This window comes from Microvirga brassicacearum, from assembly GCF_008757455.1.
GTDB lineage: Bacteria > Pseudomonadota > Alphaproteobacteria > Rhizobiales > Beijerinckiaceae > Microvirga > Microvirga brassicacearum.
Genome location: NZ_VCMV01000007.1, coordinates 118,748 through 138,375, shown reverse-complemented (window position 1 = coordinate 138,375; position 19,628 = coordinate 118,748). Strand labels below are relative to the sequence as shown.

The following is a 19,628-nucleotide window of genomic DNA, read 5'->3' as shown; positions in this document are numbered from 1 at the left end:
CCTCCCCACAAAGGGAAGGAGAGCTGCGTTGGCGCTTGCGGTTAGCGTGTGATCATGTCGACAAATAACTACAGCTCGAACGTGCCCGACACAGAGGCCGGCGGAATCCTGCACATCGATCTTGGCGCGCTCGCGGAAAACTGGCGCCGCTTGCGCGCTGCCGCCGGCGGTGCCGAGACGGCCGCGGTCGTCAAGGCGAATGCCTATGGCACCGGCATCGAGCATGCGGTCCCGGCGCTGGCAAAAGCCGGCTGCGAGACATTCTTCGTGGCGCATATCGGCGAGGCCATCCGCGCTCGCGCCGTCGCGCCACGTGCGGCGATCTACGTACTAAACGGCCTGCTGCCCGGGTCGGCAGCGGCCTATCTCGAACACCGCCTGCGCCCGGTGCTGGGATCCGCGCCTGAGATCGACGAATGGGCCGGTTTCTGCCGCGCACAGTCGCGCCGGCTCGAGGCCGCCATCCATGTGGATACGGGCATGAACCGGCTCGGCCTGAACATGACTGAAGGCATGGCTCTGAAGGACAATCCGCATCTGAAGGATTTCAGGCTCGCGCTGCTGATGAGCCATTTCGTCAGCGCCGAGGAAAACGAAAATCCGATCAACCAGCGCCAGATCGAGGCCTTCCGCGCGGTGCGGGCGACGCTGCCCAGCATCCGCGCGTCCCTGTCGAATTCGTCCGGCATCTTTCTGAAGGACAAGCCGCATTTCGATCTCGTGCGGCCGGGCTACGCGCTCTATGGCGGTAACCCGACGCCCTACGCGGAAAACCCGATGAAAGCCGTCATCGGGCTGGATGGCCGCGTCGTGCAATTGCGCTGGATCGAGCCGGAAGACACCGTGGGCTATAATGCCCGCTGGCTTGCCACCGACAGACGGCGCGTTGCAACCATCTCGGTCGGCTACGCCGACGGCTATCCGCGTGCGGCGAGCGTGCGGGGCAATAGCGGCGAATCCGTTCTTGCCGGCATGGCGCTGGTCAACGGACACCCCTGCCCCTTCGCCGGTAACGTCTCGATGGACCTCATTATCCTCGACGTGACGGATGTACCGGAAGGCGATATCGCCCGTGGCGACCCGGCCACCCTCATCGGCGGCGAGCTGACCATCGACGAGGTCGGCCGCCGCGCCGGCACCATCGGCTATGAAATCCTCACCAATCTTGGGCAGCGCTACGCGCGGCATTATCACGAGACCGGAACCTGATGGCGAAACGTCAACCGTCTTTCGCCTGTCAGAGTTGCGGTGCGGTCTATAATCGCTGGAAAGGCAAATGCGAGGCCTGCGGCGGCTGGAACACCATCGTGGAGGAGATCGGCGCGATGAGCGCCATGGCGGGTCCGGTCGCCACCCGCCCGTCGCGGGCCAAGGGCCGGATTTTTGCGCTCGAAGGCCTGTCGGGCGAGACCAAGGAAGCGCCGCGCATGCCCTCGGGCATCGGCGAACTCGATCGGGTGACGGGTGGCGGCTTCGTCCACGGCTCGGTCATCCTCATCGGCGGCGATCCCGGCATCGGAAAATCAACACTGCTGACCCAGGCCTCGGCCGCGTTGGCCAATCAGGGTCATCGCGTCGCGTATATTTCGGGCGAGGAGGCGGTGGCGCAGGTGCGCCTGCGCGCCGAACGGCTGGGGCTTGGACAATCCCCTGTCGAACTCGCTTCCGAGACCAATGTGGAGGACATCATCGCGACCCTGTCGCAAGGGCGTCCGCCGGCGCTCGCCATCATCGATTCGATCCAGACCATGTGGACCGAGACGGTGGAATCGGCCCCCGGCACCGTCACGCAGGTCCGCGGCAGTGCGCAGGCGCTGATCCGCTTTGCCAAGACCACCGGAACCGTGGTCATCCTCGTCGGCCATGTCACCAAGGACGGCCAGATCGCCGGCCCTCGCGTGGTCGAGCACATGGTCGACGCGGTGGTGTCGTTCGAGGGCGATGGCGGCCACCATTTCCGGATCATGCGGGCGGTGAAGAACCGCTTCGGTCCCACTGATGAAATTGGCGTTTTTGAAATGTCGGATCAGGGCCTGCGCGAGGTCACCAACCCGTCGGAACTCTTCCTTGCGGGACGCGACCTCGCCACCGCCGGAACCGCCGTCTTCGCCGGCATGGAGGGGACACGGCCGGTGCTGGTCGAGATCCAGGCCCTGGTCGCCCCCTCGTCGCTCGGCACGCCGCGCCGGGCCGTCGTTGGCTGGGACCAGAGTAGGCTTTCCATGGTGCTGGCGGTGCTCGAAGCCCATGGCGGCCTGAGACTCGGGCAGCACGACGTCTATCTCAATGTGGCGGGCGGCTTGCGGATCTCCGAACCCGCAGCCGATCTCGCTGCCGCCGCGGCCCTGATCTCGTCTCTCTCCGGCTCCGCCCTGCCGCCCGACACGGTCTATTTCGGCGAACTCGGCCTGTCGGGGGCGATTCGCCCCGTGGCTCAAGCCCCCGCGAGGCTCAAGGAGGCGACGAAGCTGGGATTTTCGAGCGCGGTCATGCCTGCGCCGAGGGGCGACAAGAAGGAGCGGCTGCCGGTCGGAGCCGCTTCAATGGCGCACATCACGGATCTGGTGGCGGGGATCGCCGCAAGACGGCGGTGAATCGAGGGACGCTCTGCCATTGAAAGAGCTGCGCGGACGATTGACTGTTTTTGAAACAATGTATCTAATCATCAAATTGGACCTGCCTGACTGATGGCATGTTGTGGGCATGAAGCGCCCTTTCTTCTAGAGGAACACGATGCCCACACCCACTATCGTCCTATCCGCCACCACCCTCACGGAAAATCCTGAAGACGGGACCATTATCGGTTCGCTCACGATCACCGATGCGCCGGCTAACGAGAACTTCGATATCACCCTCGCCAACACGTTCGGCGGTCGTTTCGAAATCGTAGCAACGGCGACAGGGTTCGATCTGATCGTCAAGAACGGCAGCCTGTTCGATTTCGAGGGCATCAGAACATTCGACCTCGCGTTAACCGCGAGCGGCGACGTGGACACGGTCATCCTTTCCAATCCCACCATCACCCTGACCGACGTCAACGAAGCGCCGACCGACATCATCCTGAAAACCCTGTCGGCTCCAGCCGTCGCCGAAAACGCGGCGACGGGGACGGAGATCGGGGCTCTTCTGGCTGCCGATCCCGATCTGAACGACACCTTCACCTTCACACTGAAGGATGATGCAGGAGGCCGTTTCAAGCTCGACGCGACCGGCACGAAGCTCGTCGTGGCTGACGGCTCCAAGCTCGATTTCGAGACGATGATGTCTCATCAGATCAAGGTGGAAGTCGGAGATGCGGACGGCCTCACCTTCGAGAAGACCCTCACCATTGGCGTGACCGATGGAACCGACATCGGCACCGGCACCATGCGCAACGACAAGCTCTTCGGCACGGCGGGCAGTGACATCCTCAACGGCGCCGCCGGCAACGACAAGGTTTACGGTCTCTCAGGCGACGACATCCTCAACGGCGGGCTTGGCAAGGACCACCTCACCGGCGGCGCCGGCAAGGACCTGTTCGTGTTCGACACGGCGCTTCGCAAGGGCGGCTTCGACATGGTCACAGACTTCAGCTCCGCCGACGACACGCTCCAGTTTAATCTCTCGGCTCTGAAGTCCTTCAAGGTCAAAGCCCTGAAACAAGGAAAGTTGTCGAAGAAGTTCTTCACCATCGGCACCGAGTCCAAGGACAAGAACGACTACGTCTATTACGACAAGAAAAAAGGCTTCGTGTACCTGGATGCCGACGGTTCCGGGACCAAGAAGGGCATGGAAATCCTCAAGTTGAAGCCGGGCACCAAGGTCTCGGCGGACGATTTCCTGTTCATCTGATCACCGGATCAGCGCGCATGAATCAACCCCGGCGGATCCCGCCGGGGTTTTGCATTGGTCGATCCGACCAGCAGGCCGCTGCGAACCAGGCCGTCCCTTGCCGATCTCGGGAGGCTCCCCGGGCGGGCCGTCCGGCGGCGCTCGCCCACACCGAGGGTGACGAACGCAATTCTTGAGGTTATACACCCGCTCGACTTGAAGCCGCGAAGGCGGCCCCATCTGCGTCAGGTTGGTTCATGCCCTTTTCCATTCTGGACCTCGTCGTCCTCGGCGTTGTTGTGATCTCGGCACTTCTTGCCGCCGTGCGCGGGTTCACCCGCGAAGTTCTGGCCATCGTCGCCTGGGTCGCGGCCGCGGCCGTCGCTTGGTACCTGCACCCCGCCGTCCTGCCGATGGCGCAGCAATATATCAGCAACAGCACCATCGCGCTCGTTGCCTCGATCGGCGCCGTCTTCGTCGTGACCCTGATCGTCGTGTCGATCATCACCGTGCAGATCTCCGACATGATCCTCGATTCGCGCATCGGCGCGCTCGACCGGACCCTGGGCCTGTTCTTCGGCGCGCTTCGCGGTTTCCTGATCTGCGTGATCGGCTGGGCCTTCATGGGCTGGCTGCTCCAGGGCAAGAACCCCGAATGGGCCGCAACCTCGAAGACCCGGCCGGCCATGGAAAATACCCGCGACAACATCATCGCGATGCTGCCCGAGAATGCCGAAGGCCTGATCCAGCGCCTGCGCGAGAAAGGCGTGAACCGCGACGTCGAGCCGGCTGAGCCGGCCGAGCCCGACCCGCAGCGCACCGCTCCGCCTGCCGCGGCGCCTCCCGCCGCAACGCCTCCGGCGGGTGCACCGGCGGCGCGGCCTGTGCAACCGCGCGGATGATGCTTTGCACCCACCGCAAGGGGGGTGACACCAATTGGCATTGGCGGCAGCCGCGAGGCCGCCTACATAAGGTTTTCGCGCGCCTGACGGGGGCCCGCATCCCAGGGAAATGAAAATGTCTGCATGGTCAGAGACGCGGCAGGTCGAGCCGAAGGCGGTGGACCTTGATCTCGATGGCGACACCTTGCGTGAGGAATGCGGCGTCTTCGGCATTTACGGGCATCCGGACGCAGCGGCGATCACCGCGCTCGGTCTCCACGCGCTCCAGCATCGCGGTCAGGAGGCGGCGGGCATCGTCTCCTTCGACGGGCACGTCTTCCACCTGGAACGCAAGCTTGGTCTCGTCGGCGATGGGTTTTCGGACCGGGCCGTCATCGAACGGCTCGAGGGTTCCTCGGCCATCGGCCACGTGCGCTATTCGACCACCGGCGAGACGATCCTGCGGAACGTTCAACCGCTTTTTGCCGAACTCGACGGCGGCGGCTTCGCGGTCGCCCATAACGGCAATCTCACCAATGGCCTGACGCTGCGCCGCAATCTCATCCGCGACGGCGCGATCTGCCAATCGACCACCGATACAGAAGTCATCGTGCACCTCGTGGCGCGCAGCCGGCAAGGTCGGGTGATCGACCGTTTCCTCGAGGCGATCAAGCAGATCGAAGGGGCGTTCTCCCTCGTGGCGCTGACCAACAAGAAGCTGATCGGCGCGCGCGATCCGCTTGGGATTCGCCCGCTGGTTCTCGGCGAGCTCGACGGCCGTTACATCCTCGCCTCCGAGACCTGCGCGCTCGATATCATCGGCGCGCGCTTCGTGCGTGACGTCGAGAACGGCGAGGTGGTGGTGATCTCGGACGCGGGCATCGAATCCTATCGCTTCGCGCCGAAACAGCCGGCCCGTCCCTGCGTGTTCGAATACATCTATTTCTCCCGCCCCGATTCCATCGTGAACGGACGCAGCGTCTACGACGTCCGCAAGAACATGGGCCGGGAATTGGCCGCCGAATCGCCGGCGGATGCCGACGTAGTGATCCCGGTCCCCGATTCCGGCGTTCCAGCAGCCCTCGGCTATGCCCGCAGCTCGGGCCTTCCCTATGAGCTTGGCATCATCCGCAACCATTACGTGGGCCGCACCTTCATCCAGCCGACGCAATCGGTGCGTGAACTCGGCGTGCGCATGAAGCACTCGGCGAACCGCGCGGCCGTCCAGGGCAAGCGCATCGTGCTCGTCGACGACAGCCTTGTGCGCGGCACGACCTCCGTGAAGATCGTGCGCATGATGCGCGAAGCCGGCGCCAAGGAAGTGCATTTCCGCATCGCCAGCCCGCCCATCACCCATCCGGATTTCTACGGCATCGACACGCCGGAGAAGGACAAGCTGCTCGCAGCAACGCACGATCTGGAGCAGATGCGCGCCTATATCGGCGCGGATTCACTGGCGTTCCTCTCCGTCGAGGGTCTCTACCGCTCGATGGGTGAAAAGGCGCGCGACGCCGCGCAGCCCCAGTTCACCGATCATTGCTTCACCGGCGATTATCCGACCGCGCTGACCGATCTCTCCGTCGCCACGCCCCGCCGCCTGTCGCTGCTTGCCGAGGCCGATTGAGGCTTTCGTTCAACAGCGCATCTCCAAATCGAACCCGTGAGGATCCATGACCAAGCCTCTTTCGAACCGCGTCGCGGTCGTCACCGGCGCCTCGCGCGGCATCGGGCGCGCAGCGGCCCTCGCGCTCGCTGAAGCCGGCGCCCACATCGTGGCGCTGGCGCGCACGCAAGGCGCGCTCGAATCGCTCGACGACGAAATCCGCGCCAGGGGCTCATCCGCCACGCTGGTTCCGGTGAACATGAAGGATTTCGATGCGCTCGACCGCCTCGGTGCGGCGATCCACGAGCGCTGGGGCAAGCTCGACATCCTGCTTGGCAATGCCGGCATTCTCGGCGAGCTCGCGCCAATCACCCATATCGACCAGGCGGTCTGGGACGAGGTGATGGCCATCAACGTGACCGCCAATTACCGCCTCATCCGCGCGCTCGATCCGCTCCTGCGGGCGTCCGATGCCGGCCGGGCAATCTTCGTGTCGTCGGGCGCCGCCCACAAGGCGACCGCCTATTGGGGACCCTACGGCGTCTCGAAAGCGGCGCTCGAACTGCTCGTGCGGACCTATGCGGCCGAAACCGTCACCACGCCGCTCAAGGTGATGCTGCTCAATCCTGGGCCGTTGCGCACCAACATGCGCCGCGCCGCGATGCCGGGCGAAGACCCGACCACCCTCAAAACCCCCGACGATCTCGCCCCGCATATCCTGAAACTGGCCCTGCCCTCATGGAACGAGACTGGCAAGATCTGGGATTTCCGGCAGGAGAAGGTGCTGACGCCGCAGATGCCGGTGTAGGAGCGAGGGGGGTGGCGAATGGTGAGTAGCGAGTAGCGAGTAGCGAGTAGCGGACTTGGCGGCGCGCGGAACTACCCCATTCGCCATTCGCCACTCCCCATTCGCTACTCCCGCTTCTTCGCCTTATCGAACGGATTGTTCCCCATCCGCAGCGAGATCCTGATCGGGACGCCGGGAAGGTCGAAGGATTCGCGCAGTTTGTTCACCAGATAACGCGAATAGGATTTCGGCAGCGCGTCGAGCTGGTTGCCGAAGATCGCGAAATGCGGCGGGCGCGCCTTGATCTGCGTCATGTAGCGGATCTTGATGCGGCGGCCGGACACCGCCGGCGGCGGATTGGCCTCCAGTGCGTCGGCGAGCCACTGGTTCATCTTCGCGGTCGAGATACGGCGGTTCCAGGTCTCGTAAACCTGCAGGATCGCCTTCATGAGCGGGTCGATGCCGGTGCCGGCAAGGCCGGAGAGCGGCACGACCGGCGCGCCCCTCACCTGCGGCAGAAGGCGCGTCGCCTTTTCCTTCAGCTCCTTCAGAAGCCCCTGCTGGTCGGCAACGAGATCCCACTTGTTGACGCCGATCACCAGCGCGCGCCCTTCGGTCTCCACGAGATCGACAATCGAGAGGTCCTGTTTCTCGAACGGGATCGTGGCATCGAGCAGGATCACGACGACCTCGGCGAAGCGCACGGCGCGCAGCGCATCGGCAACCGAGAGCTTTTCCAGCTTGTCCTCGACCCGGGCCCGCTTGCGCAAGCCCGCGGTGTCGAACAGCTTGATCTCGCGTCCGCGCCAATTCCAGTCGAGCGAGATGGAATCGCGCGTGATGCCCGCCTCCGGTCCGACGAGCAGCCGGTCCTCGCCGATCATCCGGTTGATGAGCGTCGACTTGCCGGCATTCGGCCGTCCGACGATGGCCACCTGCAGCGGCTTGTTGGATTCTGCCTCGTCCTCTTCCGGCTCCGCGTTCGGATCGGGAAAGAATGGCATCAGCGCCTCGAAGAGATCGGCCAGCCCCTCGCCGTGTTCGGCGGAGAACGGCACCGGATCGCCAAGCCCGAGCGAGAAGGCGTCGTAGGCGCCGGCCAGACCGGCATTCCCCTCCGCCTTGTTGGCGATGAGGATGACGGGCTTGCCCGAGCGGCGCACCATTTCGGCAAAGGGACGGTCAGCCGGCAGGATGCCGACGCGGGCATCGATGACGAAGAGGATGACGTCGGCGTCGCCGATGGCGGCCTCGGTCTGGGCGCGCATGCGGCCGAGAAGCGATTCCTCGGTGGCTTCCTCGAGACCCGCAGTATCGATGATGCGGAATTCGAGGTCGCCGAGACGCGCTTCGCCTTCGCGACGATCACGGGTCACGCCGGGCTTGTCGTCGACGAGCGCAAGCTTCTTGCCGACGAGGCGATTGAACAGGGTCGATTTGCCGACATTCGGCCGCCCGACAATGGCGACGAGAGGCGTCATGTCATGTCCTCACTGTGTGACTTGCACCGGACCGCCCGCAACCAGCGCGGTGTAGATGGCAAGGCGCTGTTTCAGGGATGGCGGCGTTTCGCGATCGGCAGCGATCTGGTCGAACCACTTGCCGGCGAAATCCATCTCGCCGGTCTTCAGGCCCGACAGGCCCAGAAGCTCGCGGGCAGAATGGCGCCACGGATTGGTCGGCACGGCCAATCGCTCCAACGGCGGACGCACCACCGACGGCTCGGCGCTGTCGAGGCGAAGCCATGCGGCCCGCAGGCGCGCGAGATCCTGCCACAGCGGCGGTACGTTGGTATCGGCCGCAAGGGCGTCGTAGGCGGTAGCGCCGTCTTCGCCGCCGAGCTCGGCTGCGAGGCGGAATCGGGCCAGCAGGCCGTAACCGCTGCCGGTGTCCTTCGCCAGAGCCTCAAAGGCCGCTTGCGATTCTGCGCGCTGGTCATCATCGCGCGACAGGCGCAGGGCTTCCTCGAAGCGGGCGCCGGCCTCATGCGCGCGGGTTTCCTGCGTGTGCTCCCAATACCGCCAGCCGCCCACCGCCGCCAGGCCGAGCAGGACAAGGCCGATGATCAGGCCGTTGTGACGCTTCCAGATCTGGGCGATCCGGTCGCGGCGGTATTCGTCGTCGACCTCGCGAATGAACTCGTCGTTGGGAGCCATGCTTCTCCTGCGGCCTTTGCCGCCTCCTTGGATAACGATGATCCGGAGCAGGATGTCGGCCAAAAACCGCTTTGGACTTTTCGGCGTCATGCTCTGGATCGAAGAGCGTCGCCTATCACACCCCCCCGTTGAAGGCGAGAGTTTGATTGCGGTTGCGACGTTGCCGCGGCCCGTTACTTTGCGGGCTTCTTTTCGGCGTAGGTATGTTCGGGACCGGGGAACGCCCGCGAGCGGACCTCCTGCGCATAGGTCTCGACCGCCTTGGCGATGTGCGGGCCCAGCTCACCGTAGCGTTTTACGAATTTCGGCGACCACGGGGTCAGGCCGAGCATGTCTTCGAGCACCAGCACCTGTCCGTCGCAGGCAACCGATGCGCCGATGCCGATGGTCGGGATGGCAACCGCCTGCGTGATTTCACGGCCCAAGGGTTCGGCGACAGCCTCGACGACGACCGAAAAAGCGCCCGCATCCGCAACTGCCTTGGCGTCCGCGAGAAATACCGGCCAATCGGCCCGATCGCGCCCCTGCGCCTTGAAGGACCCAAGCGCGTTGATGGATTGCGGCGTCAGGCCCACATGGGCCATGACGGGAACGCCGCGCTCGGTCAGGAACCGGATCGTATCGGCCATGCGCGCGCCGCCCTCCAGCTTGACGGCGCCACAACCGGTTTCCTTGAGGATGCGCGCGGCGGAGCGGAAGGCCTGCTCGCGGCTCTCCTCGTAGGCGCCGAACGGAAGGTCGATCACCACCAGCGCCCGCTTGGAGCCCCGCATGACCGCAAGGCCCTGCAGGATCATCATGTCGAGGGTCACCGGGACGGTGGATTCCATGCCATGCATCACCATGCCGAGGGAATCCCCGACCAGAATGACATCCGCATGCTGATCCACCAGCCGGGCAGTATGCGCGTGGTAGGAGGTGAGCATGACGATGGGCTCGCCGCCCTTGCGCGCGCGGATGTCGGGAGCTGTCAGGCGGCGGATATCGGTTTGTGCGGACATGAAACTCTAGCCTTGCGTGGGGAGAACGGCGACGCCGATCAGCAGCGGGTGCAGCCATAGCACAAACGCCCCATAAGCCACGGTGCCGATCATGATCGCAAGCGCGTCGTTCCGAAATCCTGCCGGGAAACCGCGCGGCGCGCCATGCGGCGGTCCTTCATCGCGCCGTTTCGCGCTGATGCGGGCGAGAACGGCCCAGATCAGGAAAGAGCCGAACAGCAGCATCGAGCCGAGATCGCCGTTGGCCAGAAGATGCGCCACCGCCCAGAGCTTCACGCCGGCCAGCATCGGGTGCTTGAGACGGGCCTTGATCCGCCCCGGCAGGTAAGTGGCGGCGATGCAGATGAAGGCCAGCCACACGAGGATGAGCGCGAGATGGCGCGTCCAGACCGGCGGGTCCCAGACCTGGATGTATCCGCCTTCGCGATACTGGCCGAAACCCACGATGACGAGAACGATACCCATGACCGAGACCAGCGAATAGAGCCCCTTGTAGGCGCCCTCCCCGAACCGGGCGATCAGGGCCGCTCGCCTCCCGCGCGCCATGCTGAAGGCGTGCATTCCGAGGAACAGGATCAGGCCGAGGATGAGCAAGGGCACCGGCATATCTCGCGGGTTGGTGACGGAAGGACAGGTCAGCAGAGTTGAGGCGCGGCGGCAACTGCCGGCAGGGGCGTATACATGGCGACAAGATGCCAAGATCCGTGGCCGATTCCACTATTGATTGCTGGCTTGGGAGGTTTTACGGGGTCGTTTGACAGTTTGGCGCCGTGCCACAGCCTCCAGGCGATGTGGCCACACGCCTTAAGTCGGATAGGGTGACCGTGGCGAGGGGCTAGCGCAGTGCCGCCTACTTCGATAGCTACAACCCTCAAATACAACTGACAATGCCAGGGGGAGAGACGGATGGAAGTGCTCCTTAGAATATCGCGCGCCATCGACACCTTCAACGAGCGCGTCGGCAAGACCGTCGCGTGGGCCATTGTCGTGGCCATCCTCGTATCGGCGATCAATGCGATGATCCGACGGGTTTTCGGCGTGTCGTCGAACGCCTGGCTCGAGCTGCAATGGTACCTGTTCGGCGCGGTCTTCATGCTCTGCTCGCCCTGGACCCTCAAGGTCAACGAGCATATCCGCATCGATATCATCTCCAACATGCTGACCAAGCGGAAGCGGGACTGGATCGACCTGCTCGGGCATCTCTTTTTCCTGTTCCCGTTCGTCGCACTGATGATCTACCTGTCGGTTCCGTATTTCTGGCGGTCCTACCTGTCGGGCGAGGTTTCGTCCAATGCGGGCGGCCTGTTGATCTGGCCGGCGAAGGGCCTCATCCTCCTCGGTTTCTGCCTTCTCGGATTGCAGTGGTTCAGCGAGACCGTGAAGCGCATCGCCATTATGCGCGGACTGCTGGAGGACGATGCGCCCACCGGGGCTCACAGCGCTGAGGCCGAAGCCGAAAGATTGCTGGCCGAATTGGCTGATCCTGTCTCGCCGAAGGGCGGTGAACCTCCGGGCGACGCCATCCGCTGATCCGATGCGCGCCCCGTTTTTCTTCTCCGGAGATTCCGCCCATGGCTGAATTAATTGCCCAGAACCTCGCGCCGATCATGTTCGCGGCGCTCGTCGTCTTCCTGTTGCTCGGCTATCCGGTGGCATTCTCGCTCGCCGCCAACGGACTCCTGTTCTTCTTCCTCGCGGTCGAACTCGCCCCCCTCGCGCCGGAAACGATCAACCTCTCGTGGCCCCTGCTCGGCGCCCTGCCCGACCGTGTCTTCGGCACCATGTCGAACGAGGTCCTGCTGGCGGTTCCGTTCTTTACCTTCATGGGGCTGATCCTCGAGCGATCGGGCATGGCCGAGGATCTGCTCGATACCATCGGGCAGCTCTTCGGACCGGTTCGCGGCGGCCTTGCCTTCGCGGTCGTCTTCGTCGGCGCGCTGCTCGCGGCCACGACCGGCGTCGTCGCGGCCTCGGTGATCTCCATGGGCCTGATCTCCCTGCCGATCATGCTGCGCTACGGCTACGACCGGCGGCTCGCCTCAGGCGTTATCGCTGCGTCCGGCACACTGGCGCAGATCATCCCGCCCTCGCTCGTTCTCATCGTCATGGCCGACCAGCTCGGCCGCTCCGTCGGCGACATGTATGAGGGCGCTTTTCTTCCCGGCATCATCCTGGCGGGCCTCTATTCCGGCTACGTGCTGCTGATGGCGCTCATCTTCCCGAAATCCGCCCCCGGCCTGCCTCAGGAGGCAATCGGCTTTCGCGAGCCGAACGGCGCGCGCGGCGTCTGGCAGCTCGGCGTTCTCGTACTCTTCTCAGGTTTCGTCGGCTATTACGTGCTGTCGCAGACCGAGACCCGCGCCGGCGCGGATTTCGTCATCCTGACCATCTGCGTCGCGACCGTCGTCGCGCTCATCTGCGCGCTGATGAACCTGTTTCTCGGTGCTCGCCGGGTGGTGCTGTCGGCCCTACTGGTGGCAGCCCTGATCGGCGGATATGTCTATCTGAGCCGGAACGGATACAGTTCCTGGGCGCTTCTGATGGAGATGATCATCGCCGGCGCCGTCTATGCGCTAATCGTCGGGATCATCCAGAAATTCACCGGGTTCCGGCTCATGTCCAGCATGGCGACGCAAGTCACCTTCGTGATGGTGCCGCCGCTCCTGCTGATCTTCCTCGTTCTCGGCACGATCTTCATCGGTCTGGCAACGCCGACCGAAGGCGGCGCCATGGGCGCGCTCGGATCGCTGATCCTCGCCGCCATCAAGCGCAGGCTCGACAACAATCCGAACCGCTTCAACTTCACGCTCGTAAGACAGGCGACGGAAGCAACCGCGAAGCTCTCGGCGTTCGTTCTCTTCATCCTCATCGGCGCGCGCGTCTTCTCGCTCACCTTCTACGGGGTGAACGGACATATCTGGGTCGAGCATCTGCTGACCTCGCTGCCGGGTGGACAGACGGGCTTCCTGATCTTCACCAACGCCCTGGTGTTCCTCCTCGCGTTCTTCCTCGACTTCTTCGAGCTTGCCTTCATCATCGTGCCGCTGCTCGGCCCTCCGGCGGAGAAGCTCGGCATCGATCTGATCTGGTTCGGCGTGATGCTCGGCGTCAACATGCAGACGTCCTTCATGCATCCGCCCTTCGGTTTCGCGCTCTTCTTCCTGCGCTCGGTGGCGCCCAAAGTTCCCTATATCGACCGGGTCACGGGCAAGCGCATGGAGCCGGTCACCACGGGCCAGATCTACTGGGGGGCGATTCCGTTCGTCATCATCCAGCTCATCATGGTGGCGATCGTCGTGCTCTTTCCGAACATCGTCATGCACTACAAGGGCAGCGGCACTACCGTCGATCCTGCGGCGGTGCAGAAGAGCCTTGACGAGATCCTGATGCCGGGCCTTTCACCCGGCGGCGGCGACTTGCCGGGGCTCAACTTCGACGCCCCGCCGAAAATTCCATAAACGAACGTCTGGAGACGTGAGAAAGGGCAGCTTTCAGGAGCTGCCCTTTTCGTTTCGCGTCTCGTCCATCCAGATCGGAAAGTTATGTTGGATCGCCGGTCAGGGCCTCAGACTGGTTCGCCAATAGGCGCGCCAGATCGGGCGAGAGAAGCGTCGCCAGCTTGGCATGCGCCCTGCGCCAGACAGGAATGGCAGCCTCCAACCGCCGCGCGCCCGTCTCGGTAAGCCACACCGCCCGGCGCCGCAGATCGGTTTCCACCACGGCGATTTCGATCAGCCCCTCGTTTTCGAGCGTGCGCAAGTTGCGCGACAGGGTCGACTGCTCCAGGCCGGTGCGCTGGGCCAAGGCGCCCAGCGTGTCGTCCGACATGACCGCGATCTGCGCCATCAGGCCGAGTTGCGCCACGGTGAGGCCAAGGCCAGCCATCTCGCGATCGAGAAACAGAGTGATGCGGCGCGCGGCCAGACGGCTGTTCCAGCCGGCGCATGTCTCGACCAGGGCGCTGGCGTCCGTGCGCAAAGTCTTTCGCGGTTGCCTCGGAGGGTTCATGGATGTATCCGTTATAGAATATGTAGGTACATGGAAAGCCTTTCGTGAACCTCGCCACCACCCGGTTCATCGACCGGATCACACAAGGGGGACGGGCATCATGACCGATTTGCAGCAAAACATCCTGCATTGCATCGGCAACACCTCCCTGTTGGCTCTGCGCCGCATCAGGGCCGGAAACGGTTCCCGCATCCTGCTGAAACTGGAAAACGAGAACCCCACCGGCAGCATGAAGGACCGGATGGCGCTTGCCATGATCGAGGCCGCGGAGGCGGACGGACGCTTGGCAACGGGTGGGTCCGTGGTCGAATATACCGGCGGCAGCACCGGCGTGTCCTTGGCTCTGGTCTGCGCGGTGAAGGGATATTCCCTGCACATCGTAACCTCGGATGCCTTCGCGCGAGAGAAACGCGATCACATGGCAATCCTCGGGGCGAGGCTTCAGATCGTGCCGAGCGAGAGCGGGCGCATGACGGAGAAACTCACCCGCGACATGATCGAGGCTGCTCGCATCATCGCGCTCGAAACCGGAAGCTTCTGGACCGACCAGATGAACAACCGGGACCAGATCGCCGCCTATCACAAAATGGCGGAAGAAATCTGGAATCAGACAGAGGGACGGATCGACGGCTTCGTCCAGTGCGTCGGCACCGCGGCATCCCTTCGCGGGACCGGCGAGGCCTTACGCCGCCGCAACGAACAGATCAGAATCGCCGCCGTGGAGCCCGCCGAATCGCCGGTTTTGTCGGGCGGCCCGACAGGCGCTCATAAAATCGATGGGATCGGAGCGGGTTATGTCGTGCCGCTCTGGCATCAGGATATCGCCGACCAGATCGAACAGGTCTCAACCGAAGAAGCTTCCGCCATGACCATGCGGCTGGCTCGCGAGGAAGGCCTTTTCGCAGGCACCTCCACCGGCGCCAATGTCGTCGCAGCCTTGCGGTTGGCGGAACAGCTGGGACCCGGCGCAACCATCGTGACGATCATGTGCGATACCGGGATGAAATATCTCAGCAGGCGGTAGGTTGCGCGAAAGCGGGATGGCCGGAAATCATCGCCGTCATTTTGAAGCCTTCGCCGGATGAATCGTCTGACCGCGGGCGAGCATCGCCACGAACTTCTCAATGCGTGCCCGGCGGGTCTTTTCCGTCTTCGCGTCGTGGATGCGGTAGAGAACCGCGTACCGATTGGCGCCCGTCAGCGTTGCAAAGAACGCTTTTGCGGCCGGCTCGGCATCGAGCGCTGCCTGCATGTCCTCCGGAATCTCGGCTTTGCTCTGTGGCGCATAGGCGGCGTCCCAACGTCCGTCGGCCTTGGCCTTCTCGACTTCGGCGAGACCTGATGCAGTCATTCGTCCGGAGGCCAGAAGCCTTGTGACGGTGGCCACATTGATCTGTGACCATTTGCTCTTGGGGCCCCGGGGAGTGAAGCGGACAAGCCAGAACTGGTCACCGAACCGATCAAGCTGTCCGTCGATCCATCCGAAAGCGAGCGCCGTCTCGATGGCTTCGGATTTGCCGACGCTGGGAACACCCGAGGTTTTCTTGGCAAACTTCACCCAAAGGCCACGTGAGACGCCCGCGTGTTCAGCCAGCCACTTTTCCCACATGTCTTGCGACTCAAATGCACGAACCGGCAGCCCCTTATGCTCAATCATGTCGGCTCTTCACGCGGTTCACTCGGATGTCATGCACAGACAAGTCAGGCTGCATTTCACATCGGCGGCATCTTGTCGAATTTCGGCAGGGCCGGATCAACGTGGTCCCAGACGTAACCGCGCACGCTATACGTCACCATTTGCGGCTTGTATCGGCTTGGATCGTCAAGGCTTGCAGCGCGCACGGTGAAAAATTCGGGCATCGCCGCAAACGTCGTATAGACCGGTGACCCGCAGGTGGGACAGAAGGCGCGTGTCTTCACATTGCCCCTATCGCCAACCATGTCCCAGTGCTTCGCTTCGCCCGTGAGCTTCACGCCTGCGCGCGGGAAGGTCAGGTGGGATCCGTGCCCGGTGCCGCTCTCATGCTGACAGTCGCGACACTGGCAGTCGTTCGTCACCGGTTCGGCAGAGATTTCATAACGGATCGCGCCGCAGGCGCATCCACCGGTATAAGGCTCGCTCATGTCTTCTCTCCTGCAATAAAGCGTCCACCGAAACTCCGGACGGCGATCGTCTCCGTCAGTGCTTCTCGCCGGTGACGGCGCCGATGTTTCGAACAACCTTCTTCCAACCTTCGCTCATGCTGTTGAAGGCAGAGTCGTTCTTCGGCGTGACGAAGCCGGAATGAACCAGGCGAAGGCGCGTTCCGTTTTCAACCTTGGACAGGATCCACGTGACGACGGTGTCCAGCCGTGAGCCGTATCCGACATTTCCCTCGTGGCCGCCTTTCCACGCATAGGCGAGACGTTCGTTCGGCATCGCCTCCAACACCTCACAGTGAATGACACCGTCCCACGCGCCGGCCGGCGTCGTCTGGAACGTGAAGTGGTTGCCCTCCACGGGCTCGAACCCTCTCGGCGCCATCATCCAGCGGCCGATCAGTTCGCCGGTTGTCAGCGTTTTCCAGATCGTCTCCGGCGCATGGGGGAAGACCTCGTCAACCACGATGTTTCGCGTGTCGGACGTCAACGCGGCGTCGTTCATGGATCGATCTCCTTCAAGAGGGTTCGGAGGCTGGCGAACCGCTCGCGCCAGAAGACGCCGTAATGGTTCATCCAATCGACGAGGGGCTCGAGGCCCTCAGGCTGGGCGCGATAATAGACCTTCCGGCCCTCGGGACGCTCGGCGACCAGGCCGGCCTGCTTCAATGACTTGAGGTGTTGAGAGATGGCGCCTTGCGTCACCCCACTCCCCCGCGTCAGCTCGACCACGGTAATCTCGTCGGACCCGACGACACGCTCGAACACGGCTCGGCGCGTGGGATCAGCAAGGGCGCGCATGACAGCGTTGATGGGGGCGGTTTCAATCATGCCCATTAAATTAGTGATCGCTAATTAATTAGTCAAGTCTAATTGATTGCGGCGACCTCCATCGTCGCGCGGTCGCGTGATTGGCGCGGGAGATCAGGTCGAGGGCATCACACACGCCGAGGTGTGAGGTCTCATCGGTTTGATGGGGCGAGCTTGGCCGCAGCCTCGAATTCAAAGCGGGCTCGGCCACTCGGCCGGCCCGAACAGTAAATTGGCAAGCCGGCTGTGGCCGACAGGCTGAGTTGCCGCTGAGCCTCTCGCGCGTCTGGTCAGGGATTTCCGTGACCTCCAGCGTCAGAGTTGCGTTGCCAATCAGCCATCTCGTACAGGGGCCGGATTTCGATCTCGCTCGGTCCCGGCATGGGATTGGGGCAGCGCTTTACCCAAGCGACCGCCTCGTCCATGTCCTTGACTTCCCAGAGCCAGAAGCCGGCGACCAGCTCGCGGGTCTCGGCGAAAGGCCCGTCAATGACCGTGCGGCCAGGACCATTGAATGCAATACGCTTGCCCTGCGACGAGGGCTTGAGGCCATCGGCGGCGAGCAGGATGCCGGCATTGCGAAGCTCGTCATTAAATCTGCCCATCGCCGCCATAGCCTCCATCGCCTCGGGCGTGGGGAGAAAGCCCTTCTCGCTGTCGTCCGTCGCCTTCACCAACACCATCACACGCATCGTCTGTCTCCTGTTTGAGCCAGCCTCATCGGCCTGACATCGAAACGACGAACAGAGTTTTCGGAAATCGACATCGTCCCGCAAACTTTTTCGAGACGTTGAGGCGCAGGGCGAAACTACGCTATTGCCCCCGCTTCCCTATTCCCACTCGATCGTCCCAGGCGGCTTCGAGGTGATGTCGTAGGTCACCCGGTTGATGCCCTTGACCTCGTTGATGATGCGCGTCGCGACGCGGCCGAGGAAGGCCATCTCGAAGGGGTAGAAATCCGCCGTCATGCCGTCGACCGAGGTGACGGCGCGCAGCGCGCAGACGAAATCGTAGGTGCGTCCGTCGCCCATGACGCCGACGGTCTTGACCGGCAACAGCACCGCGAAGGCCTGCCAGATGTCGTCGTAGAGGCCGGCCTTGCGGATCTCGTCGAGATAGACCGTGTCGGCCTTGCGCAGAATATCGAGCTTCTCGCGGGTGATCTCGCCCGGAATGCGGATGGCGAGGCCGGGGCCGGGGAACGGATGGCGGCCGACGAATGCTTCCGGCAATCCGAGCTCGCGCCCGAGCACGCGGACCTCGTCCTTGAACAATTCGCGCAACGGCTCGACGAGCTTCATGTTCATGCGCTCGGGCAGCCCGCCAACATTGTGGTGGCTCTTGATGGTCACCGACGGTCCGCCGGTAAACGACACGCTCTCGATCACGTCCGGATAGAGCGTCCCTTGCGCGAGGAAATCGGCGCCGCCGATCTTTTTGGCCTCCGCGTCGAACACGTCGATGAAAAGCTTGCCGATGGTCTTGCGCTTGACCTCCGGGTCGGACACGCCCTCGAGCGCGCCGATGAAGAGATCCTGCGCCTGCACGTGTACGAGCGGGATGTTGTAGGAATCGCGGAACAGCGTGACGACCTGGTCGGCCTCTGCCTCGCGCATCAGCCCGTGATCGACGAACACGCAGGTGAGTTGGTCGCCGATGGCCTCATGGATGAGCACCGCCGCCACGGCCGAATCGACGCCACCGGACAATCCGCAGATGACGCGCCCCTTGCCGACCTGCGCGCGAATGCGCTCGATCGCCTCGTCGCGGAACGCCTTCATGGTCCAGTCGCCTTTGCAGCCGGCGATGTGGCGCACGAAGTTGCGGATGAGCTGCGCGCCATCCGGTGTATGCACCACTTCCGGATGAAACTGGACGGCGTAGAACTTGCGCGCCTCGTCGGCGACGACCGCAAAGGGAGCGTTCGGCGAAACCGCCAGGGTCTCGAATCCCTCCGGCAGCCGGGTCACCCGGTCGCCGTGGCTCATCCAGACCGGATATTTGTGGCCGACCTGCCAGACGCCCTGAAAGATCGGACTCTCGGTCAGCACCTCGACCTCGGCGCGTCCGAATTCCGAATGGTGGCCACCCTCCACCTCACCGCCGAGCTGGGACGCCATCGTCTGCTGGCCGTAGCAGATGCCGAAGACCGGAACGCCCGCTTCGAGCAGCGATTGCGGAGTGCGCGGGGACGTCTGCAGCGTCACCGATTCCGGTCCACCCGAGAGGATCACGCCTTTCGGCTTCATCTCGCGGAAGGCCTGTTCGGCCTTCTGGAACGGCACGACCTCGGAATACACCCCCTCCTCCCGAACGCGGCGGGCGATGAGCTGGGTCACCTGAGAGCCGAAATCGACGATGAGGATCTTGTCGTGAACGGGCGTTTTCTCTTTGGACTGGGTCATGAGCGGGTTTCTACGGTTTTGAGGTTCG

The 19,628-nt window shown here is 63.5% G+C and carries 20 protein-coding genes; 9 read left to right on the top strand and 11 right to left on the bottom strand.

Annotation, left to right across the window (positions count from 1 at the left end; all coding sequences use genetic code 11):
- The first annotated feature begins 54 nt into the window (after positions 1–54).
- The 6 genes from alr to FEZ63_RS06335 all read left to right on the top strand — a co-directional run bounded on the left by alr (position 55) and on the right by FEZ63_RS06335 (position 7,102).
- Positions 55–1,209, top strand: coding sequence for an alanine racemase (gene alr / locus FEZ63_RS06360; protein WP_150942791.1), 1,155 nt, complete (start codon positions 55–57; stop codon positions 1,207–1,209).
- The gene (gene radA / locus FEZ63_RS06355) at positions 1,209–2,594 is read left to right on the top strand and encodes a DNA repair protein RadA (protein WP_150942790.1); all 1,386 of its coding nucleotides are present in this window, start codon (positions 1,209–1,211) and stop codon (positions 2,592–2,594) included. Before alr ends, radA begins: the two co-directional genes overlap by 1 nt.
- A 139-nt stretch (positions 2,595–2,733) precedes the next feature.
- Positions 2,734–3,831, top strand: coding sequence for a hypothetical protein (locus FEZ63_RS06350; protein ID WP_150942789.1), 1,098 nt, complete (start codon positions 2,734–2,736; stop codon positions 3,829–3,831).
- Between the two features lie 236 nt (positions 3,832–4,067).
- Entirely contained in the window at positions 4,068–4,712 is a 645-nt protein-coding gene (locus tag FEZ63_RS06345) for a CvpA family protein (protein ID WP_150942788.1), read from the top strand.
- A gap of 115 nt (positions 4,713–4,827) precedes the next feature.
- Positions 4,828–6,315, top strand: coding sequence for an amidophosphoribosyltransferase (gene purF, locus FEZ63_RS06340; RefSeq protein WP_150942787.1), 1,488 nt, complete (start codon positions 4,828–4,830; stop codon positions 6,313–6,315).
- Between the two features lie 46 nt (positions 6,316–6,361).
- Entirely contained in the window at positions 6,362–7,102 is a 741-nt protein-coding gene (locus FEZ63_RS06335) for an SDR family NAD(P)-dependent oxidoreductase (RefSeq protein ID WP_150942786.1), read from the top strand.
- 104 nt (positions 7,103–7,206) lie between these two features.
- On the opposite strand, the gene der is transcribed toward FEZ63_RS06335, so the two are convergent.
- The 4 genes from der to FEZ63_RS06315 all read right to left on the bottom strand — a co-directional run bounded on the left by der (position 7,207) and on the right by FEZ63_RS06315 (position 10,838).
- Positions 7,207–8,562: a ribosome biogenesis GTPase Der gene (gene der, locus FEZ63_RS06330; protein ID WP_150942785.1), complete on the bottom strand. Its 1,356-nt coding sequence runs from the start codon at positions 8,560–8,562 to the stop codon at positions 7,207–7,209.
- Positions 8,563–8,571: 9 nt separating this feature from the next.
- A complete protein-coding gene (locus FEZ63_RS06325) occupies positions 8,572–9,237 on the bottom strand; it encodes a tetratricopeptide repeat protein (RefSeq protein WP_150942784.1) in 666 nt (221 codons plus the stop codon).
- 173 nt (positions 9,238–9,410) lie between these two features.
- Complete coding sequence (panB, locus tag FEZ63_RS06320) at positions 9,411–10,238, bottom strand: 3-methyl-2-oxobutanoate hydroxymethyltransferase (RefSeq protein ID WP_150942783.1); 828 nt, start codon at positions 10,236–10,238, stop codon at positions 9,411–9,413.
- 6 nt (positions 10,239–10,244) lie between these two features.
- The gene (locus FEZ63_RS06315; RefSeq protein ID WP_150942782.1) at positions 10,245–10,838 is read right to left on the bottom strand and encodes an NnrU family protein; all 594 of its coding nucleotides are present in this window, start codon (positions 10,836–10,838) and stop codon (positions 10,245–10,247) included.
- A gap of 306 nt (positions 10,839–11,144) precedes the next feature.
- Between FEZ63_RS06315 and FEZ63_RS06310 the strand changes: the two genes are divergently transcribed.
- Both FEZ63_RS06310 and FEZ63_RS06305 read left to right on the top strand, forming a co-directional pair.
- Positions 11,145–11,768, top strand: a complete 624-nt coding sequence (locus FEZ63_RS06310; protein ID WP_150942781.1) for a TRAP transporter small permease subunit — start codon at positions 11,145–11,147, stop codon at positions 11,766–11,768.
- Positions 11,769–11,809: 41 nt separating this feature from the next.
- Positions 11,810–13,696, top strand: coding sequence for a TRAP transporter large permease (locus tag FEZ63_RS06305; protein ID WP_150942780.1), 1,887 nt, complete (start codon positions 11,810–11,812; stop codon positions 13,694–13,696).
- 82 nt (positions 13,697–13,778) lie between these two features.
- Here the strand turns inward: FEZ63_RS06305 and FEZ63_RS06300 are convergent, their stop codons facing one another.
- Entirely contained in the window at positions 13,779–14,246 is a 468-nt protein-coding gene (locus FEZ63_RS06300) for a MarR family winged helix-turn-helix transcriptional regulator (RefSeq protein ID WP_201274099.1), read from the bottom strand.
- 100 nt (positions 14,247–14,346) lie between these two features.
- On the opposite strand from FEZ63_RS06300, the gene FEZ63_RS06295 reads away from it, so the two are divergent.
- Entirely contained in the window at positions 14,347–15,270 is a 924-nt protein-coding gene (locus tag FEZ63_RS06295) for a PLP-dependent cysteine synthase family protein (protein ID WP_150942779.1), read from the top strand.
- A gap of 36 nt (positions 15,271–15,306) precedes the next feature.
- On the opposite strand, the gene FEZ63_RS06290 is transcribed toward FEZ63_RS06295, so the two are convergent.
- From FEZ63_RS06290 to guaA, 6 genes are all read right to left on the bottom strand, one after another.
- Positions 15,307–15,903 (bottom strand): YdeI/OmpD-associated family protein, encoded by a 597-nt coding sequence (locus FEZ63_RS06290; protein WP_150942778.1) that lies wholly within the window; start codon positions 15,901–15,903, stop codon positions 15,307–15,309.
- A 56-nt stretch (positions 15,904–15,959) separates the two neighbouring features.
- Positions 15,960–16,370: a GFA family protein gene (locus tag FEZ63_RS06285; protein ID WP_150942777.1), complete on the bottom strand. Its 411-nt coding sequence runs from the start codon at positions 16,368–16,370 to the stop codon at positions 15,960–15,962.
- A 55-nt stretch (positions 16,371–16,425) separates the two neighbouring features.
- On the bottom strand, positions 16,426–16,890 hold the full coding sequence (locus tag FEZ63_RS06280) for an SRPBCC family protein (protein ID WP_150942776.1): 465 nt from the start codon (positions 16,888–16,890) through the stop codon (positions 16,426–16,428).
- Positions 16,887–17,216, bottom strand: coding sequence for an ArsR/SmtB family transcription factor (locus FEZ63_RS06275; RefSeq protein ID WP_150942775.1), 330 nt, complete (start codon positions 17,214–17,216; stop codon positions 16,887–16,889). The genes FEZ63_RS06280 and FEZ63_RS06275 overlap by 4 nt, the downstream gene beginning before the upstream one ends.
- 269 nt (positions 17,217–17,485) lie before the next feature.
- Positions 17,486–17,887 (bottom strand): YciI family protein, encoded by a 402-nt coding sequence (locus FEZ63_RS06270; protein WP_150942774.1) that lies wholly within the window; start codon positions 17,885–17,887, stop codon positions 17,486–17,488.
- Positions 17,888–18,025: 138 nt separating this feature from the next.
- Positions 18,026–19,600, bottom strand: a complete 1,575-nt coding sequence (gene guaA / locus FEZ63_RS06265) for a glutamine-hydrolyzing GMP synthase (RefSeq protein WP_150942773.1) — start codon at positions 19,598–19,600, stop codon at positions 18,026–18,028.
- Positions 19,601–19,628: the final 28 nt, after the last annotated feature.